Origin of the sequence: Hydrocarboniclastica marina, assembly GCF_004851605.1 — a bacterium.
Taxonomy (GTDB): domain Bacteria; phylum Pseudomonadota; class Gammaproteobacteria; order Pseudomonadales; family Oleiphilaceae; genus Hydrocarboniclastica; species Hydrocarboniclastica marina.
This window is the reverse complement of record NZ_CP031093.1, coordinates 3,159,995-3,182,842: the sequence shown is the minus strand read 5'-3', so window position 1 is coordinate 3,182,842 and position 22,848 is coordinate 3,159,995. Positions and strand designations below refer to the sequence as shown.

The 22,848-nt window shown below is 58.5% G+C and carries 21 protein-coding genes and 1 other RNA gene; 9 read left to right on the top strand and 13 right to left on the bottom strand.

Features of this window, described 5'->3' with window-relative positions; genetic code table 11:
- The first annotated feature begins 42 nt into the window (after positions 1-42).
- Positions 43-252: a hypothetical protein gene (locus tag soil367_RS14105; protein ID WP_136549700.1), complete on the top strand. Its 210-nt coding sequence runs from the start codon at positions 43-45 to the stop codon at positions 250-252.
- A gap of 275 nt (positions 253-527) precedes the next feature.
- Entirely contained in the window at positions 528-3,248 is a 2,721-nt protein-coding gene (locus soil367_RS14100) for a bifunctional diguanylate cyclase/phosphodiesterase (RefSeq protein ID WP_136549699.1), read from the top strand.
- On the opposite strand, the gene soil367_RS14095 is transcribed toward soil367_RS14100, so the two are convergent.
- The 5 genes from soil367_RS14095 to soil367_RS14075 form a co-directional block, all read right to left on the bottom strand.
- Entirely contained in the window at positions 3,245-4,711 is a 1,467-nt protein-coding gene (locus soil367_RS14095; protein ID WP_136549698.1) for a PhnE/PtxC family ABC transporter permease, read from the bottom strand. The genes soil367_RS14100 and soil367_RS14095 overlap by 4 nt on opposite strands.
- Before the next feature lie 11 nt (positions 4,712-4,722).
- Positions 4,723-5,373, bottom strand: a complete 651-nt coding sequence (locus soil367_RS14090; protein ID WP_136549697.1) for an ATP-binding cassette domain-containing protein — start codon at positions 5,371-5,373, stop codon at positions 4,723-4,725.
- Positions 5,373-6,230, bottom strand: coding sequence for a putative selenate ABC transporter substrate-binding protein (locus tag soil367_RS14085; protein ID WP_136549696.1), 858 nt, complete (start codon positions 6,228-6,230; stop codon positions 5,373-5,375). The genes soil367_RS14090 and soil367_RS14085 overlap by 1 nt, the downstream gene beginning before the upstream one ends.
- Before the next feature lie 119 nt (positions 6,231-6,349).
- On the bottom strand, positions 6,350-8,626 hold the full coding sequence (selD, locus tag soil367_RS14080) for a selenide, water dikinase SelD (protein WP_136549695.1): 2,277 nt from the start codon (positions 8,624-8,626) through the stop codon (positions 6,350-6,352).
- Positions 8,627-8,732: 106 nt separating this feature from the next.
- Positions 8,733-9,467, bottom strand: a complete 735-nt coding sequence (locus soil367_RS14075; RefSeq protein ID WP_136549694.1) for a lysophospholipid acyltransferase family protein — start codon at positions 9,465-9,467, stop codon at positions 8,733-8,735.
- 313 nt (positions 9,468-9,780) lie between these two features.
- Here soil367_RS14075 and thpD point away from each other — a divergent pair, with 313 nt between their 5' ends.
- The 4 genes from thpD to soil367_RS14055 all read left to right on the top strand — a co-directional run bounded on the left by thpD (position 9,781) and on the right by soil367_RS14055 (position 14,342).
- Positions 9,781-10,686, top strand: coding sequence for an ectoine hydroxylase (gene thpD / locus soil367_RS14070; RefSeq protein WP_136549693.1), 906 nt, complete (start codon positions 9,781-9,783; stop codon positions 10,684-10,686).
- 53 nt (positions 10,687-10,739) lie between these two features.
- Complete coding sequence (locus soil367_RS14065) at positions 10,740-12,191, top strand: phospholipase D-like domain-containing protein (RefSeq protein ID WP_136549692.1); 1,452 nt, start codon at positions 10,740-10,742, stop codon at positions 12,189-12,191.
- A gap of 137 nt (positions 12,192-12,328) precedes the next feature.
- On the top strand, positions 12,329-13,897 hold the full coding sequence (locus soil367_RS14060; protein WP_216642724.1) for an inorganic phosphate transporter: 1,569 nt from the start codon (positions 12,329-12,331) through the stop codon (positions 13,895-13,897).
- Positions 13,898-13,976: 79 nt separating this feature from the next.
- Positions 13,977-14,342 carry a DUF6164 family protein gene (locus soil367_RS14055; protein WP_136549690.1) on the top strand — a complete coding sequence of 122 codons (366 nt, stop codon included), beginning with the start codon at positions 13,977-13,979 and terminating at the stop codon, positions 14,340-14,342.
- A gap of 22 nt (positions 14,343-14,364) precedes the next feature.
- Here the strand turns inward: soil367_RS14055 and soil367_RS14050 are convergent, their stop codons facing one another.
- A complete protein-coding gene (locus soil367_RS14050; protein WP_136549689.1) occupies positions 14,365-15,120 on the bottom strand; it encodes a substrate-binding periplasmic protein in 756 nt (251 codons plus the stop codon).
- A gap of 254 nt (positions 15,121-15,374) precedes the next feature.
- Positions 15,375-16,481 (bottom strand): NADH:flavin oxidoreductase, encoded by a 1,107-nt coding sequence (locus soil367_RS14045; RefSeq protein WP_136549688.1) that lies wholly within the window; start codon positions 16,479-16,481, stop codon positions 15,375-15,377.
- Positions 16,482-16,578: 97 nt separating this feature from the next.
- Here soil367_RS14045 and soil367_RS14040 point away from each other — a divergent pair, with 97 nt between their 5' ends.
- The gene (locus soil367_RS14040; protein WP_136549687.1) at positions 16,579-17,037 is read left to right on the top strand and encodes a winged helix-turn-helix transcriptional regulator; all 459 of its coding nucleotides are present in this window, start codon (positions 16,579-16,581) and stop codon (positions 17,035-17,037) included.
- Here soil367_RS14040 and soil367_RS14035 read toward each other — a convergent pair.
- Both soil367_RS14035 and rpiA read right to left on the bottom strand, forming a co-directional pair.
- Positions 17,024-17,347, bottom strand: a complete 324-nt coding sequence (locus soil367_RS14035) for a DUF3301 domain-containing protein (protein WP_246065630.1) — start codon at positions 17,345-17,347, stop codon at positions 17,024-17,026. The two genes, soil367_RS14040 and soil367_RS14035, sit on opposite strands and share 14 nt — an antisense overlap.
- Entirely contained in the window at positions 17,347-18,018 is a 672-nt protein-coding gene (rpiA, locus tag soil367_RS14030; RefSeq protein WP_136549686.1) for a ribose-5-phosphate isomerase RpiA, read from the bottom strand. Before rpiA ends, soil367_RS14035 begins: the two co-directional genes overlap by 1 nt.
- A gap of 161 nt (positions 18,019-18,179) precedes the next feature.
- Here rpiA and ilvA point away from each other — a divergent pair, with 161 nt between their 5' ends.
- Positions 18,180-19,697, top strand: a complete 1,518-nt coding sequence (gene ilvA / locus soil367_RS14025; RefSeq protein ID WP_136549685.1) for a threonine ammonia-lyase, biosynthetic — start codon at positions 18,180-18,182, stop codon at positions 19,695-19,697.
- Positions 19,698-20,234: 537 nt separating this feature from the next.
- On the opposite strand, the gene soil367_RS14020 is transcribed toward ilvA, so the two are convergent.
- The 4 genes from soil367_RS14020 to soil367_RS14005 all read right to left on the bottom strand — a co-directional run bounded on the left by soil367_RS14020 (position 20,235) and on the right by soil367_RS14005 (position 21,958).
- Positions 20,235-20,978 carry a 5-formyltetrahydrofolate cyclo-ligase gene (locus soil367_RS14020; RefSeq protein ID WP_246065322.1) on the bottom strand — a complete coding sequence of 248 codons (744 nt, stop codon included), beginning with the start codon at positions 20,976-20,978 and terminating at the stop codon, positions 20,235-20,237.
- Positions 20,979-20,982: 4 nt separating this feature from the next.
- Positions 20,983-21,167, bottom strand: a non-coding RNA gene (gene ssrS, locus soil367_RS14015) — 6S RNA.
- A gap of 291 nt (positions 21,168-21,458) precedes the next feature.
- Complete coding sequence (locus soil367_RS14010; protein WP_136549684.1) at positions 21,459-21,752, bottom strand: cell division protein ZapA; 294 nt, start codon at positions 21,750-21,752, stop codon at positions 21,459-21,461.
- The gene (locus tag soil367_RS14005; protein ID WP_136549683.1) at positions 21,752-21,958 is read right to left on the bottom strand and encodes a TIGR02449 family protein; all 207 of its coding nucleotides are present in this window, start codon (positions 21,956-21,958) and stop codon (positions 21,752-21,754) included. The genes soil367_RS14010 and soil367_RS14005 overlap by 1 nt, the downstream gene beginning before the upstream one ends.
- A 257-nt stretch (positions 21,959-22,215) precedes the next feature.
- Between soil367_RS14005 and soil367_RS14000 the strand changes: the two genes are divergently transcribed.
- Positions 22,216-22,809 carry a UPF0149 family protein gene (locus soil367_RS14000; RefSeq protein WP_136549682.1) on the top strand — a complete coding sequence of 198 codons (594 nt, stop codon included), beginning with the start codon at positions 22,216-22,218 and terminating at the stop codon, positions 22,807-22,809.
- Positions 22,810-22,848 lie beyond the last annotated feature (39 nt).

The following is a 22,848-nucleotide window of genomic DNA, read 5'->3' as shown; positions in this document are numbered from 1 at the left end:
GCGGCCCGGGCTGATAGAGATAAATCTGGAATCTATGCGGCCATGTTTCTTCTCATGGGGGTGCTTATCTGGCTCGCGGTGGCTCTCTGGCTAAGGGAGCTGGCGGAGCGTCCCGAGTTTGACCTGACGCTTCTTCACTGCCTGCTGATGCCAGGGGTTGTGCTGAGGCAACTGGGCATCACTCGCCTTGTAACCCTTTACTGTTGCGCCGTAGCCACAGGTTTTCTGATTCTCATGCACCACCTCTCCTGAACGGAGTCGGACAAGTCCTTACTGAAACAACATCTGCCGGTCCTGCATCTTGTTCAAAACCTTTAGCGGCGCGCGTAGGTCAACGAGTTACCCGAATGGGACACTAGACTTAATCGTTCTTTAATGCCGCGGCGAGAGCTTCAGGCTACCCTGCGCATTGGGCTACGAAAATCTGCGCAGTGGGCCTGTGGAAATCTGGCGCAATATCGACAAGAACGAGGCGTACCATTCTAAAACGAAGCGAAGGCACATACGCGGCTCTGGCCATCTTTCTGGTGCTCATCGGTCTGACGCTCTATCAATCGCTGAGTGTGTACCGCGAGTCTGTGGCAGACGCTGCCCGGCAGTTTGAATCGAGGATCGGCGAGATTAATGCCGCGATAAGTCAGCGCCTGCTCTCCCACGAGAATGCCCTGCGGGGCGGCGCCGCACTTTTCGCGGCTACCAATGTTCGCCGAGAAGATTGGGCGAAGTACGTCGAAAAGCTGGATCTCAATCGCAACTATCCTGGGGTTCAGGGCCTCGGTTTCGCCGAAGTGATCGCTCCGGAGGACGTTTCAGCCTTCGTCGAACGCGTCCGGGCTGAAGGATACCCCGAGTTTAACCTCTGGCCCGAGGGCAAGCGCGCCACCTATACCAGCATTGTCTACCTGGAACCCTTTGACTGGCGCAACCAGCGTGCGTTTGGTTTCGACATGTTCAGCGATCCGACCCGAAGGGCGGCAATGATCAAGGCCCGCGATACTGGTGAGGCCAAAGCGACCCAGTCAGTATCACTGGTGCAGGAGACAGGGGTTAACGCGCAAAGAGGGTTTCTGATCTATTTACCGGTGTACGCTGACGGCCAGGTTCCCGCCACGGTAGCCGAAAGACGCGAGCAGCTCATCGGTTATGTCTACAGTCCGTTTCGGATGCGCGACCTGATGACGGGGATATTCGGTTCCGCCTCAGGACTGAACGATCTCCGCCTGCAGATTTATGACGAGGCGGGCGAAGGCCCCGGGATGAAAATTTTTGACAGTGCTGCTGACCCGGATTCAGAGGTGGATGGCGAGTTCCGGGAAACGCTGCCATTTGAATTCAACGACCATCAGTGGACATTGCGCTTTTTTTCCCGAGATCCCATTGAGGCGCTAGCCGATCCGGGCAAGGCGCTGGTCGTGATGGGGGCGGGCATTGTCATCAGCTTTCTGCTGGCTGGCCTGGTCTGGGCCGTTGGCATAAACCGGCAACGTAGTTGGGCTCTGAGCCAGGCCAATGTAGACCTGCTCGAAGAAATGGCCCAGCGGGAAAATCTGGAGCTGCGACTCGATCGTTTCTTTTCTCTATCAGGTGATCTGCTTTGCACCGTCAACGAAGACTGCACCTTCCGGCAGGTCAATCCCGCCTGTCAGAAAATACTCGGGTTCGAGAGTCAGGCACTGGTGGGCGCGCCGTTTCTGGAGTTTGTCCACAAAGACGACCGCGATCGCGCCGAACATGAACTGAAGATCCTGACCAGCAAGAAAGTAAGCCGGACGACGATGGAAATTCGTAATCTCGCCGAGGACGGCGGCGTACGATGGGTGGAATGGCATTTTGTAGCCGCTGAGCAGGAGCCCGCGTTCTACGGCAATGGCCGGGATGTGACCGAGCGGAAGCAGCTCGAGCAGGAACTCCACCGCAGCGCCTTTTACGACAAGCTGACCGGTACCGCAAACCGTTCCCTCTTTCTGGATCGACTGAAACACGTCATTGATCGCTCACAACGTTATGGCGAAAGCTACGCAGCCATGATCATGGATATGGACAACTTCAAAACGGTCAATGACAGTTACGGGCACCTGACCGGGGACAAACTCCTGGCTGCCTTTGCCCAGAGGGTGCAGCAGCAACTGAGACCGGTGGATACCTGCGCACGCTTCGGCGGTGATGAGTTCATTGTTCTGTTGGAAGAAGCCGCCAGCCGGGAAGACGTCGGCTACATTGCTGAACGGATTCAGGCAGCCGTGGAGTTACCTTTTGTCTTCGACGGTCTCGAGCTGCGAGTTGGCAGCAGCATGGGAATAACCATGGGTGACAGCCGCTACAAGACAACACATGAAGTGCTGCGGGACGCGGATATGGCGCTTTATGAAGCGAAAAACCAGGGTAAGAACAGATCTATTTTCTTTGACCAGCGAATGCGTACCGAGCAGATGACCCGCACGGTGGTGCAGGCAGAACTCAGTAACTCACTTGAGCGACAGGAACTGGAAGTCGTCTACCAACCCGTGGTGGCCCTCGACAGCAACTGCACGGTGGGTTGTGAAGCGCTGATCCGCTGGAAGCACTCCCAGCTCGGCGAAATGAGCCCGAGCGAGTTCATTCCTATCGCAGAGAAAAGCGGGCTGATAACCGCTCTGGGCCGGTTCGTAACCGAGCGCGCCTGCGAGGACCTCAGCCGCTGGCTAGAGATTGGGGTAGTGTCGGCGGATTGTTTCGTCAGTGTGAACCTTTCCCCTCGAGAGTTCTTTGTGGGCGATCTGGTGGCGCGCGTTCAGGAAACACTTGAGAGGAACGGCCTTGAGGGTCGTCATCTTCGGCTGGAGGTAACCGAGGGTGTGCTGATAGAAAGCTCGCAGGAGGCGGCGGTGATATTTGCTGAGCTGCAGGCCATGGGCGTCCGGATCTGCATCGATGACTTCGGCACCGGATACTCTTCCCTCAGCTACCTTCAATCATTGCCTATTGATGTACTCAAGCTGGATCGGTCGCTTATCCAGCAGATCCCCGAATCGCCCAAGAGCCGTGAAATCGCGCGTACGGTGCTGAACCTCGCCACAGCCCTGGATGTGCAGTCGGTTGCCGAAGGGGCAGAGACAGAGGAACACCTCAGCGCCATCCGGCAGTTGGGTTTCCGCTTCGCCCAGGGCTTTATTCTCCACCGGCCCATGCCGGCGTCACAAATGGAAGAGCTACTCCGCCACGAAGGCGCCGGAAGGACGGCTGGCCGCCGATCAAGCGCAGGACACTAGCAGGTGGGTACAACTTGGGCCCGGATCCTTTTGCGGAGGCGTCTCGACACGGCATCCACCGCAATGTTAAGTAGCGCCGTGACCAGGATCAGCACCATGGCGCGATCAAACCGGATTTCCTGGATCGCACTGTCAACATAGAAGCCCAGGGTCGCTACGCCCAGAATCCCTAAAATGGCGCTCTCCCGGAGGATGACCTCCCAGCGGTAGAACAGAAACGCCAGGAAGCCGCCGTACACCCGGGGCACCAGTTCAAACCCGTAACGGTTCAAGCCAGAGGCGCTGTCTGGTCTCAGGATGATTTCGTTGCTCTGGCGCCCGATCAGATGACCTATGATCGCCCCGTTGTGCAGTGCCAGCGCCACCACTGCGGGCAGCATGGAGGGCCCCCACAGCTGAAGCAGAATGTACGCAAGGATGTACTCGGGCGTAGAACGCGCAACGACCAGCAGAGTATGGCCGGCCAGGCGCCGCTTGGGGCCGCCAAAGTGGCGTGATATCAGAGGAAAAACGCATAGCGCAATCACTGCTGTGCCCACCAGCGCGATTTGTGTCAGTACCAGTGTATTCCACAGGCCGGGCAGGGCTTCGGTTAGCACGATTGAAGCCAGCCAATCCCAAAGGGCTTCCCATCCCTCGCCGTCCCTTAACGGCGAGGGCACGATATCCTGCGTAAAAAACCGAGATGCATTCTGCCACGCGATAGGCATGCCGCTACCCAGCATGAAAGGCGCCAGAGCCACGTAAGCAGGGATCAGCCTGGGCCTTGCCCAGATGCGCAGTGTACCGATCAGGATAAAGAACAGTAGCAACAGAGCCCCGACCTGCGAGTAATAACCTTGGGAAAATGATGACTGCAAGTAGAAACCCAGCGTGGGCAGACCGACGAAGCCCAGTATCGCGCTGGAGCGCAGACCACACTCAAGACGGTAGGCGGTATAACTGACCAGATGCGGCCAGGCGACCGCGACCCGACCAAAGACGAAAGCGGAAAGGCGTCCGCTGCCTGCGGGCAGAACATGCTCAGGCAAAGGGTCTGCGTTCTCGAGAATCTCGGCGAACACTTTGGCAAAAATTCCCGCATACGGGATCGCGATGGCCAGCACCCCGGTCAGTGGGTGAAAACCGAAGAACTGGAGGAAAATCAGTGCCCAGAACAGCTCATGGATGGCCCGAACGAACGCGCACCCCAGCCTGATGAAACGCGAGTCGAAGCCGAGTGCCAGCAAGAAACCCGCCCCGCAGCCGAGGGTGACACCAACAATGGCAAAGGCGATGGTTTTAACCAGTGCGGTCCCGACGTCGCCGACCGCGAACAGATCAGGCGTGAGGAGTCCCAACGCCAGCCGGCCCATCTCCCGCCAGGGGTTCTGGCTGGAAATCGCCATATCGGCAAAAAACAGGCAAAACCCGGCGACCCCAATGAAGCTGAGGCTGATTCGCAGGGCCGGGGACGTGAACATATAGCGGGCCTTCAGTAGATCGGGAGCACGTCCTGGACGTTCAGCCGGTGGCTGTCCTCGTCCAGCACAATAAGCCCATCCCGGATGCCGATCATCCGGGAGCTGTAGCGCAAAGCCAGCTCGACATCATGCAGTGCGATAACACTCGTAGGGTAGTGCTCGGCCAGCGCAGCCATAACACCCGCCGCGAGAGGCCCATCCAGGGCCGAAACCGGCTCATCCGCCAGCAGTAACCCGGCTTTCTGGTACAAAGCTCGCGCCACAGCCGTGCGCTGTTTTTCTCCGCCCGACAATTGGCTGGCCGGAGAAAAGATTTTGTCGCCGAGGTGTAACTGGTCGAGCAGCGGTTGGATGCGCTGCCGCTCACGGCGGAAGGGCCGCACCAGGTTGGCCAGGTTGTACCAGGTAGGACGCGACGATAACCTGCCCATGAATACGTTGTGAAACACGGATAGTGATGGCACCAGCCCGAGTTCCTGGGGGACCAGCGCAGCCCGGTCGCGGGCTTGCGCATAGAGCAGATCGAGGAGCGTGGACTTCCCGGCACCGCTCTGGCCGACCAGCGCAACACGTTGCCCCTCATATACGGTGAGCGACACCGGGCCGAGTACCCGCCGGCCGGCAAAGGCCGCGCTGGCCTCGGTCAGATGGACTAACGCCATCAGTCAAGAATTCCGATTGCCTCGCCGGTTTCGCGGATAGGCTCGTAATCGTCGTTGGATGCGGGAATGAAGCCTTCCCGCGGAAATGTTTCCAGGAGTTTCGGGTCGTCCATCGCCAGCAGTGCAGCCCGTACCTTTTCCTTGAAGCCCTTGCCAAATCGCTCGTCAACATCGCCGCGAATGGTCCATTGGTAGTCTGGATAAGGAGGGGTTTCCCAGATGACCTGAACCGCATCGGTGTCGATGTCGGCGCCGGCGGTTTCGCTTTTCCAGACCTGATAGTTGAGCGCGCCAACCTGATAGGTCCCCGATTCAACCAATGCCAGTGTACGGGAATGGTTGTCACTGAAACCGACCCGCTCAAACACATCTTCGGGGGGCTGCCCGAAGGCTTTACGTATGTAGAACTCAGGCATCAGCCGCCCGGAAGTGGACCCCTTGGAGCCGAAAGTAAACGTCTTGCCTTTTATGCCCTCGGGGAAGGCCTCGGAAGGCTCAAGGCCAGCGCTCTTGTGCGCGATGAAATAGGTTTTGAACTGGGCGTCCTCAACCCCTTGGGCCAGCGCCTCAGAGCCCGGCACCAGGCTTCTGGCCTGCACGCCGGAAAGTCCGCCGAACCAGGCCAATTGCACCTGATCATTCCGGAAGGCGGTGACAGCGGCAGCATAAGACTTCACGGGCACGAACCTTACGTCTGTGTCGAGCTCGGCGCTGAGATAATCCGAAACCGCCTCAAACCGCTCCCTTAGCTGGGTCTCGTCCTGATCCGGTATTGCAGTGAAAACAAAAGTATCAGCGAATGCCTGGCTGGCCAGAAGCAGGCCCAGTGTAGCTGTGAGTGCAATTTGATGGAGCATGACGGACAGTCCCTGGAAGTGTTGGATAAAAAGCGATCGGACTCGGCTGATGCCGGCCGGCGCGCAAGGATACCATCTGTTCGAAAGCCAGACGAAGCAGATCATTAGCGGCATCTCGGCTAGCGATTCAATATGATCGGTTGCGGCTCCGAACTCTGTTCAGCTACCCGCCCGATAACGGTTGCACAGCTATAGCCCCTCTCGCGCAGGGCGGCTATACATGCGATGGCTTTTTCCTGGGGCACACTGGCCAGCAGGCCGCCTGCGGTCTGGGGATCGAACAGGAGTGGGTAGACGGGGTGAGTCGCCGCCCCAGCTTGGTTGCGGATCGCACTGCGCAGGCGGAGATTGGCTGATTGCAGGGATGACAGGATCCCTGCAGCCGCCGTTTCCAGTGCGCCCGGAAGCACCGGTATGGCCGCGAGGTCGAGGTATGCATCAACCTTCGACGGTCGAGTCATCTCCAGGAGGTGACCGAGCAGGCCGAAGCCGGTGACGTCTGTACAGGCCGTGGCCCCGAAAAGGCGCAGGCAAGTGGCGGCCTGCTCACTCGACTGAACCATGGACTCTAGTGCGGTGTCGAGCCAGCGGCCCTTGGCTCTCAGTTGAGCATGGGCGGCGAACAGTGTGCCGGTCCCGAGTGGTTTGGTCAGTATGAGAGCGTCTCCCGGGCTCATGCCGGACTTGCTCAGCACTGCTTTCGGGTCTATTATACCGTTCACAGCAAAGCCGAGAGCCAGTTCCTGACCTTCGCCGGTATGGCCGCCGACCAGGGCGCAGCCGGACTGGTTCAGGACTTCCACGGCGCCGGTCATCATCTGCAGTAGCAGTGCTTCAACTTTTGACTCCAGTCCGTATGGCACGGTTGCGATCGCTGTTGCGCTCTGGGCTTCTGCGCCCATCGCGAAAATGTCGCCCAAGGCGTGATTCGCAGCGATTTTACCGAACAGATACGGATCGTCGATAAACGCGCGGAAAAAGTCGACCGTGTGTACTGCGGCCATACCGGGGGCGATCCGCACAACCGCAGCGTCGTCCGGAGCGTGAAGGCCCAATAACACATCGTCTCGCTCGACCGGGCGGAGCCCGGCCAGTGCCCGGGTCAGGACGGTGCTGCCAACTTTGGCGCCGCATCCGCCGCAGCGCATGGCCAGCGCCGAGATAGCCTGGCCCTGTTCGTCAGCATTCAGCGCAACTTCGTTACGGCTCCTGAGCGGCTGCGTGACGCCAGCCATGGTCGGCAATTCGGAAAAGCGGCGCATGAAACGGCGGTCGATGAGGTCTTTCCAACGCCAGACCCACCGGCCACTAAAGGCCAGCGGCCCGCGGGAGCCTATGGCAAAGCGGTCGCCGGTGCTGATCAGAGCCAGCCAGCGACGCTGGGGATGGTAGCGCCTGAGAGGCTTGCCCAGCACGCTTCGTCGCAGGTTCTCCGCGAGGGGCGGCCCTTGTCGAACCGCAAAAACACCGGCTTTTTCACGCGGTGCGTTAACCAGGGTGGCCACGTCTCCCGCTGCAAAAACCCGGGCGTCCGTGATGCTCTGCAGCGTGTCTTTCACCAGGATGAAGCCCGAATCGTCAAGCGCAAGGCCGGTGGCGGCGAGCCATGCCTGACCGCCCGCCTGAGTCACCCAGAGCACTTCATCGACGCAGAACGCTTCACCCTGGTCAGTTTGCAATGAGCCCGCGCTCACACGGGTCACATGGGTGTTCAGATGAAGCTGAACACCCCGATTGGCCAGCACGCGATGGAATTTTTTGCGCACGGCGGCATTATGGGTGGGCAGGAACTCGCCTGCGCCGTGGAAAATATGTAGCTCAAGATCCGCCGGATTGCGGCCGAGCGCAATTAACTCTGCTGCCAGTCGATACTGAACTGCAAGCAGGAGCTCTACTCCGCCAGCACCGCCGCCGACCACCGCGATAACAAAACGGCCGCGGTGCGCTTTGATGCGTTCAAGTACCGCCTGCCAACGCTGATTGAACTGATCGATTGGCTTGACGGGCACTGCGTATGCTTCAGCGCCGTCGACACTGTCCAGTCGAGGTGCGGAACCGATATTGACGGAGACGACGTCATACGCCACCGGCGGCCGCTGCCGACAAAACACCCGTCGCCCATCGCGATCGAGGCCAGTCACTTCATCCCGCAGAAAGCGGGCGCCAGCAAAATGGGCCAGTCGGCTCAGATCGATATGGACCTGGTCGAAGGCGTAGTGTCCTGCCACATAGCCCGGCAGCATGCCGGAGTAGGGCGTATCCGTATCCCGGCAGATCAGAGTCAGCCGGACGCCGGGTATGGGCTTCATGGCGAATCGCCGGAGAACGCCTACATGGCTGTGGCCGCCGCCCACCAGCACGATGTCGCGCAAGACCGGTTGAGCCGGCGTTTGCATGCAATCCTCCAGGAAAAACGCGGGTGGGACACTGGTGCACACGGCCCCCACAGAGCGCACATTGTGAAGCGGTCGCTGTCGGGACTCAACGCCGGTGCTGCAGAAGCTACTGGTCTCGCGCAGACGCGGTGGCAAGCTGGTTGAGCTCAGCGATGGCGATCTGCATGGCCTGGTGACAGTCAGCCATCAGTGTGGGTACGTCGCTTCTCATCAGCCCTGTTGTGCTGATCGGTTCCAGCACGCGGATGTGAACAGGCAGGGTCTGTCGGCCGCGGCTTTGGTAATCGCTACAGCAAATCATCACCAGCGGCACCTGAGCCTCTACCGCTGCCATGAACGCGCCACGCTTGAACGGTAACAGGCCGCGCCCCTTGCTACGGGTGCCTTCCGGAAAAACCCATACTGACTTACGCTCCCGGTTGAGCGCCCGGGCCGTTTGATCAATTGTGTTGCTGGCGCCCGCACCGCGCTGGCGGTTGATCAGGACGTTACCGCCAAGCCAGAACATCTGACCGAAAATCGGGATCCAACGCAGGCTTGATTTGCCGATGACTACCGTGCGGTAGGGCAGGAGGTCCCCCAGCAGAAACACGTCGTCATTGGACTGGTGGTTGGCTACCACGACACGCGGCGTTGTGCCCGTCAGGTACTCCCGACCTTCAACATGCGTTTTCAAGCCGAGGATCGGGCGCCCGCCCCAAGCATAGAATCGGGCAATGAGGTGGTTATTGCCCGGATTGAATGGGCGAAGTAAACACAGGAAAAAACCGATCAATGAGATAAACAGAACATAGGCCCATGCAATAAAGAGCCGGGAGTTAGCCAGGAATCGTTTAGCCATAAAGCGATCAATGTCCGGTAGCGGGTGGAAAAGTCAGCCGATCCATAGCGCGGGTATTGTCACGCCGTTCTGCAGCCAGGTCGAGCCTGACTTTTTGGGCACGTTCTGTCAGCACGCTAGAAGCGTACAACTGTTCGCTCAAAGATCAAGGTGTATGAGACATGATGAGGCGGAGCGGGTGGGCAACGGCAGCCAACACCGGGCAAGTATATAGCGACCTGATCAAATTGCGGGGTCTTAACGGCCATTCGGTTGATCTCTGGCGCCAAGTCAGCAAGGGTATGCAGGTGTCAGTTAAGAATGGAGGCTTAAAATGACAACGACAGACCTTTTCCCGACGCGTGCCGAGCGCAAGATTCCCATGAGCGAGCGCCTCGACCCGACGGTATTCGCCGATAGCTCATCGCGAAAGGATGGACCCCTGGATGAGCGCGAGCTCAAAAGCTACGAGGAAAACGGCTACCTCTTTTTTGACGGCTTTTTCACGCCGGCAGAAATGCAGGGCTTTCTGGATGACCTGCGCGAAAGCGAAGACGATGAAGATCTGAAACTGTCAGAAGGAACGATTCTGGAACCGGGCAAGCAGGAAATTCGCTCGATCTTCGGCATTCACGAGATTTCCGAACGCTTCGACCGGCTGACCCGAGACCCACGCCTGCTCGATATGGTCCGCCAGATTCTGGCCAGCGAAGTCTACATCCATCAGTCCAGGATAAACTACAAGCCCGGTTTCAAGGGCAAGGGGTTCAACTGGCACAGTGACTTCGAAACCTGGCACAGCGAGGATGGCATGCCCCGTATGCGCAGTCTCAGCTGCTCTATTGTCCTGACCGATAACGTGGAAAGTAACGGTCCGCTGATGCTGATCCCCGGCTCCCACCGCAAGTTTGTGCCCTGCATCGGTCGAACCCCCGAGAACAATTACCAGGAATCGCTGAAATCTCAGACGGTCGGCGTGCCCGACGAGGGTAGCCTGCGTCGGTTGATGAACGACGGGGGTATCGACGTACCCACGGGGCCAGCCGGTTCGCTTATTCTGTTCGAGTGCAATACCCTGCACGGGTCGAACCAGAATATGTCGTGCTGGCCCCGTAGTAACCTGTTTTTCGTGTATAACAGCGTGGAGAACACACTGGCCGATCCCTACTGCGGTAACCGGCCCCGGCCGAATTTTCTGGCCAATCGCACTGACTGGAGTCCGCTCACGCCTATCGCTTGAATCGGGGTTGGAGCCGGCTCCGACTCCGCTGGGCAGGATGACAGGAAGCGAAGATGGAGAGCCTCGCCGAGGTTGATGGAAGCTGGATCGCCGCCCTGGTTGGTGGGTTCTCTTTCTTTGCAGCGGCCGCGACATCAGCCCACGCCATACTACGCAAGCTGGATAGCCGCAGCGCAGTGGCATGGGTGGGCCTCATCTGGTTGCTGCCACTTATCGGGCCTACGCTCTATCTGTTGCTGGGTATCAACCGGATACGTCGCCGCGCCATCGAGCTGCGCGGTGGTGTACCCCAGTATGGTCGGGGCACCCGCCTCAGGGACTTCGCCTCGCGCCGGACAACCCGCCGTGTGCCCGAGGCGCTTCGGTCGCTTCATCAGTTATCTGATCGGGTTTCCCAGCAGCCGTTACTCGAAGGCAACGAAGTAATCCCGTTGTTCAACGGCGACGAGGCTTACCCCAGAATGTTGGCGGCGATCGCCGCAGCGCGATCCAGCATCACCCTCAGCACCTACATTTTCGGCAATGACGTCATTGGTCGACGCTTTGTGGCCGAGCTGGCGGCGGCGGTCCAGCGTGGCGTGCAGGTGCGCGTGCTCATTGACGCAGTCGGCGTACGCTACTCTTTCCCGACCATACTCTGGCGGTTGCGCCGCCAAGGTATTCCTTTTGCGCTGTTCATGCCCACCCGCTTACCCCGGGCGATGCCGTTTTTCAATCTCCGCAACCACCGCAAGATTCTCGTGGTGGACGGACAGTGTGGTTTTGCCGGCGGGATGAATATCGCCGCCGGGAATCAACTGAAAGATGAACCCGCGCACCCGGTGCGGGATCTCCACTTTGAATGGCGCGGCCCGGTTGTATCCGAGCTGCAGGCCGTTTTTGCCGAAGACTGGGCCTTTGCTCGCCGGGAGCGGCTGGTCGGCCCCGTCTGGTTTCCGCGGCCGGTAACCCCGGGCAAAACACTGGCGCGGGTCGTAGTCGATGGTCCTGACGAGCGCTACGACGTACTCAGGCGCTTGCTGATCGGCGCGCTTTCAGTGGCTCGGACGCGCATCTGTATCCAGACACCGTATTTTCTGCCCGACGCGACCCTGCAGGACACGCTTATCACTGCTGCGATGCGTGGCGTACGGGTGGAGGTGATGCTTCCTGGCAAAAACAATCTGGCCCTGGTCGACTGGGCCTCCCGGGCGCAGCTGGCCAACCTTATCCGGTGGGGCGTGCGTGTCTTTTTCTCGCCGCCGCCGTTCGATCATTCCAAACTCTTTACCGTGGACGACGGCTGGTGCCTGGTGGGCTCCGCAAACTGGGACCCGCGCAGTCTCGCGCTCAACTTCGAGTGCAATGTGGAGTGCTACGATCGCGACCTCGCGGAGGCCATGGTGCGGTTCTTCGACGTTCGCCTGGCCCAGAGTCAGCAGTGGCGCCTGGCCGATATTGAGCGTACGCCCTGGCTGATCCAGCTACGCAACGGCCTGGCCCGGCTGTTTTCGCCCTATCTTTGATGCTGTTGCAGGGAGGCCTGGCCGCTGAATATTTCATTTTGATTGCTATCGCCTTATAGTGGCGGCGATTTGAGTCTGGGGCATATCCACTGGAGTTCTGCTCTTCAATTCACAGGTTTTCGGGGCTGGCTATGAAAATGGCAAAAGCGAAACGTCTGACACGAGAAGCTGAAGAACATCGTCGTGGCCTGATACGGCTCGGACTCGCTGCGTTCTTTCTGATGGGTATATGGCTGTACGTCAGCGCTACCGGTCAAAATGTACCCCATGCACCGCTTCTGGTCTTTGCTGCTGTAGTCGGCGGCTACATGGCACTGAACATCGGCGCCAACGACGTCGCCAATAACATAGGCCCGGCGGTGGGCTCTCAGGCAATGACCCTCACGGTCGCTATCATCATCGCGGCAATATTCGAGGGGGCCGGCGCCATCATCGCCGGTGGTGACGTCGTCTCCACGATCAAAGGCGGTATCATCGACCCGAGCAATCTCCCCGACAGCCAGACTTTTGTATGGCTGATGACTGCAGCGCTATTGGCCGGGGCCCTATGGCTCAATCTCGCCACCTGGATGGGGGCGCCTGTCTCGACCACTCACTCTATCGTTGGTGGGGTCCTTGGCGCCGGTATTGCCGCCGGTGGTTTCGCGATTGCGGACTGGGCGGTCATGGCCCAGATCGCGGCCAGTTGGGTAGTTTCTCCGGTGATGGGCGGCGTGATCGCGGCAGGGCTGCTTTACTTCATCAAGCTGGCCATCCTTCACCAGTCCGACCGCGCCCAGGCCGCGACCCGCATTGTGCCCTGGATCATGGGGCTCATGGCGTGGGCCTTCTCAACCTACATCATCGTCAAAGGGCTCAAGCGTCTCTGGGAAAGCAGCTTTTTTGAAGCTGCCAGCGTCGGTCTGGCGATAGCCGTGGTTGTTGTGCTGCTGACCTGGCAGTACCTGAAGCGCTCCCGCAGCGCGACGCGAAACGACCGGGGCAGCGTGAACGACCTCTTCACATGGCCCCTGATTTTCGGCGCAGCGCTGCTGAGCTTTGCCCACGGCGCCAACGATGTCGCTAATGCGGTGGGTCCGCTGGCGGCAGTCAATGATGCAATTACAAGCGGCGGTATCGCTACTGAGGCGGGCATTCCGTTCTGGATCATGCTTGTCGGTGCCCTCGGGCTTGCTTTGGGGCTGGCGCTGTACGGGCCGAAGCTGATCAAAACAGTGGGCAGCGAAATTACAGAGCTGGATAAAACCCGGGCATTCTGCATCGCGCTTTCCGCTGCCATTACCGTCATTATTGCCTCTCAGCTGGGACTGCCGGTCAGTTCGACGCACACGGCGCTTGGCGCTGTATTTGGCGTCGGCTTCCTGCGTGAGTACCTCAAGGTCAGTTATGCAAGTCAGTTGCACTCTATCATTGCCCAGCACGAGGGGCCTGAGAGAGCCAGGTTGCAGGCTTTTCTGGACGATTTCCGCCAGGCCTCGGTGGAAGAAATGGATGAGATGATCAAGTCCACCAAGCGTAAGCGCAATCCGGAAATCGTACTCAAGAAAAAAGAACGCAAGCGCCTCAAGTCCATCTACAAAGAAGAATTGGTCAAGCGCCACCAGCTGTTCCGCATTGTCGCGGCCTGGATCATTACTGTGCCGGCGTCGGGGTTTATGGCCGCGTTGCTGTTCTTCACCCTTCGAGGGATGCTGGGCGTCAGCTGAGGCTAATGACCGCTCGGTTCAAGGTCCTGTATCTGGACCGGTATCCATGTTCAGGGTGAGCTACTGAAGGTCTCGGATCATGCCGGAGTTACTGTTCAAGTTGCGCAATGTTCCCGACGACGAGGCGCAGGAAGTCCGGGCGATACTCGACGAGCATGGCATTCGCTACTATGAGACCAGTGAAGGGAACTGGAAGATAGCCGTGCCGGCGCTGTGGCTTGCTGATACCTCCCAGTTGGCTCAGGCAAGGGAGTTGGTCGCAGCCTATCAGGCAGCACGATTCCGGCGTGCGCGGGAAGAGCATGAGCAGGCGATCATTGAAGGCAAGGCGCCTACATTGTGGAGTCTGGTACGGCGCAACCCCTGGCGGGCGCTGCTCTACGTGGCCGGGGTTGCAGTAATTCTCTACCTGTCGGTAATGCCATTTATCGGCCTCGGCGGCTGATCAGTAAGGTTGCAGGGCGCCGCTAGCGGTAGCGGTCGAGTATGACTTCCAACTCGCCCGATCGCTTGATATCTGCCAGTTCGTCGTTGAACCACGCCACGAACGCCTCGTTATCCTTATTGAACATCAAGCGGTACTCCACGCTGCTCAATGGTTGGGGCGCATAATCGAGCTGGTCGTGCCAGCCCTCCCGCTTGATATGCCATAGCCCAACCTCGCGAACGGCTATTGCCAGGTCGTGGTATTTGCCTTCGACCAGATAGCGGAGCATGTCTCTCTCATTCTGTACATCGAAACGCTCAGCCCTGCCGCTCGCCAGCATCGGTTCGAGAGTGGGGTATTTATAGCCGAGATGAGTGACGATGCTTTTGCCCGCCAGTGATTCGGGACCGGTGTATTCAAATTGGCTGCCCCGACGTTTGAAGAAGACTTCCTGAACCTCAACCAGCGGTTCCGTGAAGGTGAAGCGTTCCGGCTTGCTGGTCCACTCAATGGCCCGAGGGGTGGCATCAATATGACCACTGAGGATGAAGTCATCGACGCGCTTGCGCGGAATCTCCAGACCTTCGAGCTTATACCCTTTTCGCTCTGCAGCCAGGGCAAGAATGTCCCAGATAATTCCACTGAAGGTCCCATCCGCATGCACGATCGTGAAGGGGGGGTAGCCTTGGGGAGAAACGTTCAGGCGCAGAATTTTCTCTTCTTCGGCCGCCAGAGTGGCTGTGCTGGAGAAGAGTGTCAGGGCAATCGCGAAAATGGAGGGGAAAAATAACGGCATCAGTCATTCCGGGCGGGCTTTTTACTTGCTTCGGACAACTCGGAAATCGAGTATAGCATCGACTTAACCTATGAAACGTTCAGGTGCTGTTCGCGGCATGTTCAGGTTAGCCAGTATCAGGCAAAAAATCTGGAGTGACACTGGTCGTACCTGTGCTGACCGGCGCTTGTAGGGAAATATACCTACAGAGGAGCACCGGTCAGGTACGCTCAGGTCAAAGCAGTGATATGTTCAGGTGAAACTAGCTGATACGTTCAGGTTAAAGTAGTGAGTGATGCTTTGGCGAACGGCTCCAGCTCATCTGTGCGGCCCGTCTTGAGTTTAGCCAGCCACTGGGGGTCATGGAGCAATGCGCGGCCAACGGCAATCAGCTCGAACTCGTCGTTTTGCATGCGCTCGACCAGTTCATCGATACCTGCCTGCTCGACCTGGGCCTGTTTGCTCATGAAGGTCCCGCTGATGAAGTCTTCGGTCAGGCCCACGCTTCCCACGGACATGGCCGGCTTGCCGGTCAGCTTGCGGGTCCACCCGGCGAGGTTGAGGTTCGAGCCTTCGAACTCCGGTTCCCAGAAGCGCCGCTGCGATGCGTGGAAGATGTCTACACCGGCGTCGGCCAGAGGCCTCAGGAAAGCTTCGAGGGCCTCGGGCGTGGCAGCCAGACGCGCATCGTAGTCCTGCATTTTCCATTGCGAGTATCGCAGGATAACGGCAAAGTCCGGACCAACCGCTTCCCGTACGGCGCGGATAATTTCGATCGCGAAACGCTGGCGGTTGGCCATGCTGCCGCCGTACTCATCGTCGCGCTGGTTGGTGCCTTCCCAGAAAAACTGGTCGATCAGATAGCCGTGAGCCCCGTGCAACTCTACGCCATCAAAACCGAGGGCTTTGGCGTCTCTGGCCCCTTGGGCAAACGCACGAACCACATCGGCGATATCATCCTGGGTCATCGCCTTGCCGTTGGGCTTGCCAGGCGCGTAGAGGCCCGATGGGCTCATTCCGGGTACAGAACCATCAGGTTCCATGCCATCCCGACGAACTGCGCCAACATGCCAGAGCTGGGGGACGATGGCGCCGCCCGCAGAGTGCACGGCGTCGACGACTTTTTTCCAGCCCGCCAAAGCGGCTTCGCCGAAAAAGTCCGGCACGTTGGGGTAGCCGTTGGACGCGGCATGGTTAATCGTTGTTCCTTCGGTGATCAGCAGGCCTACCCCACCTTCGGCGCGGCGTTTGTAATAAGCCACAACATCGTCGTTGGGAGTCCGGTCTGGTGAGAAATTACGAGTCATCGGGGCCATCGCCACGCGATTGCGGAGGTGAAGAGACTTGGTCTCGAATGGCTCGAAAAGAGGTCCGAGGTTCATGGTGGCTCCATCAGTGTTATGGAAGGGCTGTCAGGTTTCGTAACGCAACTTTATTGAATCCAGTTTCATAAAGCAACCGAAGTGTTATACTGCGACCATGTCACGAAAACGTTTTGATGATTCAGACTGCTCCGTTGCCCGCGCGCTGGACGAGGTGGGGGACTGGTGGTCACTCCGCGTTGTGCTCCAGGCCATGTATGGAACGCGCCGGTTTGTGGACTTTCAGTCTGAGCTGGGCATCGCCCGTAACATCCTTTGTAACCGGCTTGAGAAGCTGGTTGAGAATGGGGTTTTGCGAAAGGAAGATGTGGGAGCTCACGGATGCCGCTTTGAGTACCGGCTTACAGACAAGGGACGGGAGCTTTTCCCGGTACTGGTAGCACTACGCCAGTGGGGAGATCGCTGGACGCCTGCGCCGGGTGGCAGCCTCGACCTGCGCTGCCGGGATGGGTTACCGATTGCGCCGGTGGCTGTGCAGGATCAACAGGGCCGCGCACTGGACATCAGGCAGGTCGTGCTGGGCCCGCGCGAAGGTTCGCCAGCTAAGGCTGGCTGATGCGGTGGGGGTCGAGTTGCACTGATTCGACCTGAAGCCCCAGCAGGATAACGCGGCCGGTATAGCGGCTCTCGCCAGTGGTGCTGAACTCAAACAGAAAGCGTCGCCAGACGCGCATCCGTCCGGCGCCGTCACGTTTAAACCAGAGCCCGCGCAGAAACACGGCCTGGTCCAGCAGTAGCACATCCATTCTCCGGCAGTGTTCCTGCGCTGCCTTTAACGCGATTTCTGAAATAGCCTTGGCTTTCCACCAGTACCAAGCCACAAAAGCCAGCAGGAAAATCCAGGAGAGATCGCCCAGCGTCAGCATCACCGGCGCAACGTCGTCACGCCCTCGGACGAACCGAGAAGCAGAATGTCGGCAGGCCGTTGGGCAAAGATGCCATTGGCCACAACGCCGACGATCTGATTCATCTCGCGTTCAATCTCGATCGGATTGGCCAGGTTCATGTTGTAGATATCGAGTATGACGTTACCATTATCGGTAACGACGCCCTCCCGATACTCCGGGTCACCGCCGAGTTTGACGATCTGCCGGGCGACATGGCTGCGGGCCATCGGGATAACTTCGACCGGGACAGGGAAGGCGCCGAGTTGGCTTACCCGCTTACTCTGGTCGGCAATGCAGATGAAGCGTCGGGCCACTGCAGCAACGATCTTTTCCCGCGTCAGCGCCGCGCCGCCGCCCTTGATCAGTTCGAGGTGCTCATTGGCTTCATCGGCACCGTCCACATAGACTTCCAGGTCCGCCACATTGTTCAGGTCATAGACCGGGATGCCGTGGTGCTGCAGGCGCCGGGCAGTTTCCTCTGAACTTGCCACGGCCCCGTCAAAGTCCATCTTCAGCTTCGCCAGGGCATCGATAAAGAAGTTGGCGGTACTGCCGGTACCCACACCAATGATTGTCTTGGCGTCGAGGTCGGGTTTGATAAGCGCTATCGCCGCTTCGGCGACGGCCTTTTTCATCGCATCCTGGTTCATGATCGGTTCCGCTTTCGCTGTATGGGCTACGGGAGTATACGGCCACGAGCCGGAGGCGTGTAGACGTAAGCGCAGCTTCCTCCGTAAACTGGTCGTTTTTTCAACTTCAGTCGCCCTGAGTACGCGCTGGCTCTGGCGCGATCCAAACGGATTATCCGATTATGCTGCAACGCTATATTAAGAAGATCCTGAACGCCCGCGTTTACGATGTGGCCCACGAGACACCCTTGACGCAGGCACGGCTTCTTTCCCAGCGTTTCAGCAATAACATTCTGCTGAAGCGGGAAGACCTCCAGCCCGTTTTTTCGTTCAAATGCAGGGGCGCCTATAACAAGATTGTGCAGCTTTCCGACGAGGAAAAAGCCTGTGGGGTAATCTGCGCGTCCGCCGGCAACCATGCGCAGGGTGTCGCTTTGGCCTGCAAGGTATTGAAGATAAAGGCGGTTATCGTCATGCCCCAGACGACGCCGGAGATCAAGGTGAACTCGGTGAGGGCACATGGCGCCAAGGTCGTGCTCAAGGGCGACGCCTTCGATGAGGCCGCGGCCCATGCCCGAGAGCTTATGGAAGAAAAGGGCTATACCTACATCCCCCCCTACGATGATGAGGATGTGATTGCGGGCCAGGGCACGGTTGCCATGGAGCTGCTCTCGCAGTTCAGCAAGCCGCTGCACGCGGTATTTATCCCGGTAGGCGGCGGCGGCCTGATCGCGGGCATGGCCGCTTACATTAAATATCTCCGGCCCGAGATCAAAGTTGTCGGGGTCGAGCCCCAGGACTCCGCTTGCCTGTCTGAAGCCTTGAAAGCTGGCCAGAAAGTGACCCTGGACGAGGTAGGTATCTTTGCTGACGGCGTGGCGGTCAAGCGTATCGGCGAGCACCCATGGGAGGTCTGCAAGGATTACGTGGATGAGGTCATCACCGTATCCACCGATGAGATCTGTGCAGCGATCAAGGACGTCTTCGAGGATACCCGCTCTATCGTTGAGCCGGCGGGTGCTTTGTCCGTCGCCGGCATAAAGAAGTACATCCAGCGCGAGGGCCTGGTGGACGAAAACCTTGCCGGCATCCTGTCGGGTGCCAACATGAATTTTGATCGGTTGCGCTATATTTCGGAGCGAACGGAAATCGGCGAGCAGCGGGAAGCCATACTGGCGGTAACGCTTCCAGAACGTCCGGGCAGCTTTAAACGCTTTATTGGCGCCCTGCACAAACGCAGCATCACCGAGTTCAACTATCGCTACGCCAATCAAAGTGAAGCGCGGATCTTCGTCGGTATACAGGTGCAGAGCAATGGTCAGGGCCGGGATGATTTGGTCAGGGATCTTCGCGGGGCAGGCTATGCGGTGATGGATCTGACTGACAACGACCTTGCCAAAGCGCATATTCGACACATGGTCGGCGGACACGCGCCCGGCGTTCCCAACGAGCGTGTATTCCAGTTTCAGTTCCCGGAACGCCCCGGGGCCTTACTGAAGTTCCTCAGTTCGCTGGGTACCCGCTGGAACATTTCAATGTTCCACTATCGCAATCACGGCGCTGCCTATAGCCGCGTCCTGATGGGTGTCCAGGTTGACACCGATGATCTGGCCGACCTGAAAGCAATGCTCGCTGAGGTGGGGTTCAAATACGAAGATGTAACCAGTAATCCCGCATACGAGCTGTTTCTGGGCAATTGAGTCCCTGCCTGAGATCTTAACTGCGTTTAATCAGCGCTTGAGGTGGCTGCCCAAGAACCGGTGCAGCCATTTTTTTTGAGTAACATCTTGTAATGGCGAACTTAGCTGATAACCTTAGAAATCTCGGTAGTGCTCACGCCTAATTCCCTGAATTACCGGAGCTAAAGCGGGGCTCCGCCTTCTAAGTGCTGAAGCATTGCTCAGCCGGTGGCTCGTTATTCAGCTCTGGCATCCACGGTACTTCATCAGAATGGCTGGGCGAGTGTGCTCCAAGATGATGACACGGTAATTTTAAGGCTTGGCTCAGGAGACCATAAACAGTGATTCGCAAGCCAGATGTCATTCAATCCCTGGTTTTTCTCTTTGCCGGAGGGCTCGTGGTCAGCGCGGTCACTCAGCTTTCACCATGGCAGGCCGGTCCCAGCCAGTTTGAGTCTGTGCAAAGTGCTACAGGCGATTCTAATTCCACCCTTCAGGCCGAGCACCGGGATTCATTGGCCTGGAAAGAGTCGCACGTCTGGGCTTTCAATACGTCGCCTAACCGTTAGACCTGCTTGACCGAAAACGTCTGGCGGAACTCTGGGTCCGGTAACGTCCGATAAACAGCCTGTCTACCGCAGGCTTCGGGGTCGAAGAGGCTGAAGCCCGATTAAACCGGTAGCTGTAACGGTCCGTGACGACGCCATCCAATGGCACATCCCAAGATGCAATCGGCAAAGACTCAACTTTCTGACACTCGTGGGCGAGGCCCATCAGAAAGGGACTATATGTGCCTGCCCGCTTGAAAGCGAAAGTGCGGTCGTAAAAGCCGCCGCCCATACCCAGGCGTCCGCCTGCAGCGTCAAAGCCCACCAAAGGCAGCAATACGAGATCGAGTGCCCGCGCCGACCGCCGCCTGCCGCGTTTGATTGCAGGCTCAGGAATGCCGAACTGGTTTAACAGCAGCTCCGCCTCACTGTCATAGCGTACAAACCAGAGTCTGTTGTGCAATACGGGATGCAGCACAGGCAGATAGCATACCTTGCCGTGCCGTCGCGCTTCCGCTGCAAAAATAGCCGGGTCAATTTCACCGTCGTTTGCCAGGTAAAGGGCTATATGGCGGCTACGGATGACCTGTGGATGCTTCAAAAGTTGTCGCGTCAGGGCGCGGGAAGCTTGTTTCTGTTGCAGAAGAGTCAGACTGCGTCGGCTTTTACGCAGTGATTTGCGCAATTCGCGGCGGCTTGCCTGGTCAATAACAGCGGGGAATTCGGCGTCGATATCGCCGTGATGAGAAGTCAAAAAAGCGCTCTCCGGACTGCCGTCGTCAGATATGGCCCCTGAACCCAATAGTTCAAGGTGGTGACCAGTCTAGCGAATTAGGCTTTCCCCTGCAGTGGGGGACCTGCTCACATCGCCAGGGAGTGGTCTCCGAAGTCGTGCGCATCGGCTCGAGGAACAAATCCAACAGCTCGCACAGCCCAGAGAGCTGAGGTCATTATAGGCCATCAGGTGGGGCGGGATGCAAACACGTCTTCACTTCGGATGCTCCGGCTGCCAAAAGTTCTGGGTGATGATATGCCCCAGAGCGGCCGGTAACTCTTCCGCGGGGCGTATATCCCGACCAGGCGCGGATAGGCGTCTGTATCGGAAAGCCTGCCTCGCTTCTTTCAGAAAGGGACGGTGCATCCGGCAGAAAGCGATGGGTGCATCTGGCAGAAAAAAGCGATGGGGCAACCGGCAGAGGGTGGGCAAGCCGGAAGGGGCGGCCGGCAAAGGACACTAGCGTCCGTCAGACTCAAGGGCACGGTCCAGCTTTCGATCCATTTCACCCAGTACGGTTTCGGCTGATCCCGACAGGCCACTGCTCTGCAGAAGCTCATGGGTTATATTCAGCGCTGCCATGACGGCGATGCGCTCTGTGCCGTATACCTTGCCGCTGGAGCGAATCTCTCGCATTTTTCGGTCGAGATGCCGCGCTGCTTTCTCCAACTCGCTACGGGCATCCTCCGGACAGGCAACCAGATACTCCTTGTCGAGAATATTGACTTCGACGGTTGTCGATTTTTCAGCCATTAATGATGCTCCAAAGCCCTGAGTCGTCCGATCATGGCCTCAATTTTACTGCGTGCGAGGTCGTTTTTCTGCATCAGCTGGGCCCGCTCTTTCTGCCAGTCATCCTGTAGCTGACGCAAGCCCGTGTTTTCGGCTTCCAGTTTCTGGCAGCGGTCAATCAGTCTGTCCAGTTTTCGGGATAGCGCCTCAAGATCAGGCTGTTGCATGGTGACTCTCGACGAAGGCGGCCATTGGAGGCGACGGGTGAGGGCTCGCTCCGGTGTCGGCGCGGACCTGGAAAATTGATCGGATAACTATAGTGGGGGTACTGATGCCGGTCAATGCGTGCGGCCTCAGGGGTGCGCAAGCCGGCTCCGCTGAGCGCGCGGCGAAGGTGCACGCGCAACTGCTTCGATGACCGTCAGCCGACAGCCTGCTAGGATAGAGTCCAGTATCATTGGCATGGCGGAACTTGGGAGAGACTATGGGCGAGCACTGGGGTGCCTCCGCTACCCGCAATTTTGAGACCTGGGCCAACATTTACGTGCGGCATGGTGCGTTCAACCACCCAGCGGAACTTCATGGAGCCCTGGCTGGACAGCTGGCCGCTGGCGAACGGCTGTCCGCCAGTGAGTGGGAATCAGTTGCTGCCGATCATCTGGGTACGGAGAATTTCCTGCCCGGGGATCAGCAAAGCCCCGGCGCGCGCGAATTCTTCGCTGTGGTTTATGAGGACGTGCTGACAGGCCTGCAGTCAGAGCAGATGCAGTTCCGTCTCTTGCTGCCGGATGACGAAGCACCCATGGGCGAGCGGCTGTTTGCATTAAGCGCCTGGACCCGGGGTTTCCTGGAAGGCATGGCAAGGGTTGGCGGCGAACGGCTGGCAACGGCACCTGAAGACATTCGGGAGTTGATACAGGACTTTGTTGCGATCAGTCAGGTCGAGGATGACGTTGACGAGGAGGACGACGCTGAAAATGAAGCCCACTGGGTCGAGATTTCAGAGTTCGTTCGCGTCGGCGCCTTGACTGTCTTTACCGAATTCAACCGGGCGACTGCTGCCCCCAGCCTGCACTAAGAGCCCACCGCATGCGGGGAAAGACGCTGCCAGCGGGCC

Excerpts from the sequence above, each read along its gene's own strand:
- soil367_RS14105 (WP_136549700.1), top strand. The coding sequence starts at position 43 with ATGTTTCTTCTCATGGGGGTGCTTATCTGGCTCGCGGTGGCTCTCTGG.
- soil367_RS14095 (WP_136549698.1), bottom strand. The coding sequence starts at position 4,711 with ATGTTCACGTCCCCGGCCCTGCGAATCAGCCTCAGCTTCATTGGGGTC.
- soil367_RS14090 (WP_136549697.1), bottom strand. The coding sequence starts at position 5,373 with ATGGCGTTAGTCCATCTGACCGAGGCCAGCGCGGCCTTTGCCGGCCGG.
- soil367_RS14085 (WP_136549696.1), bottom strand. The coding sequence starts at position 6,230 with ATGCTCCATCAAATTGCACTCACAGCTACACTGGGCCTGCTTCTGGCC.
- selD (WP_136549695.1), bottom strand. The coding sequence starts at position 8,626 with ATGCAAACGCCGGCTCAACCGGTCTTGCGCGACATCGTGCTGGTGGGC.
- soil367_RS14075 (WP_136549694.1), bottom strand. The coding sequence starts at position 9,467 with ATGGCTAAACGATTCCTGGCTAACTCCCGGCTCTTTATTGCATGGGCC.
- thpD (WP_136549693.1), top strand. The coding sequence starts at position 9,781 with ATGACAACGACAGACCTTTTCCCGACGCGTGCCGAGCGCAAGATTCCC.
- soil367_RS14065 (WP_136549692.1), top strand. The coding sequence starts at position 10,740 with ATGGAGAGCCTCGCCGAGGTTGATGGAAGCTGGATCGCCGCCCTGGTT.
- soil367_RS14060 (WP_216642724.1), top strand. The coding sequence starts at position 12,329 with ATGGCAAAAGCGAAACGTCTGACACGAGAAGCTGAAGAACATCGTCGT.
- soil367_RS14055 (WP_136549690.1), top strand. The coding sequence starts at position 13,977 with ATGCCGGAGTTACTGTTCAAGTTGCGCAATGTTCCCGACGACGAGGCG.
- soil367_RS14050 (WP_136549689.1), bottom strand. The coding sequence starts at position 15,120 with ATGCCGTTATTTTTCCCCTCCATTTTCGCGATTGCCCTGACACTCTTC.
- soil367_RS14045 (WP_136549688.1), bottom strand. The coding sequence starts at position 16,481 with ATGAACCTCGGACCTCTTTTCGAGCCATTCGAGACCAAGTCTCTTCAC.
- soil367_RS14040 (WP_136549687.1), top strand. The coding sequence starts at position 16,579 with ATGTCACGAAAACGTTTTGATGATTCAGACTGCTCCGTTGCCCGCGCG.
- soil367_RS14035 (WP_246065630.1), bottom strand. The coding sequence starts at position 17,347 with ATGCTGACGCTGGGCGATCTCTCCTGGATTTTCCTGCTGGCTTTTGTG.
- rpiA (WP_136549686.1), bottom strand. The coding sequence starts at position 18,018 with ATGAACCAGGATGCGATGAAAAAGGCCGTCGCCGAAGCGGCGATAGCG.
- ilvA (WP_136549685.1), top strand. The coding sequence starts at position 18,180 with ATGCTGCAACGCTATATTAAGAAGATCCTGAACGCCCGCGTTTACGAT.
- soil367_RS14010 (WP_136549684.1), bottom strand. The coding sequence starts at position 21,752 with ATGGCTGAAAAATCGACAACCGTCGAAGTCAATATTCTCGACAAGGAG.
- soil367_RS14005 (WP_136549683.1), bottom strand. The coding sequence starts at position 21,958 with ATGCAACAGCCTGATCTTGAGGCGCTATCCCGAAAACTGGACAGACTG.
- soil367_RS14000 (WP_136549682.1), top strand. The coding sequence starts at position 22,216 with ATGGGCGAGCACTGGGGTGCCTCCGCTACCCGCAATTTTGAGACCTGG.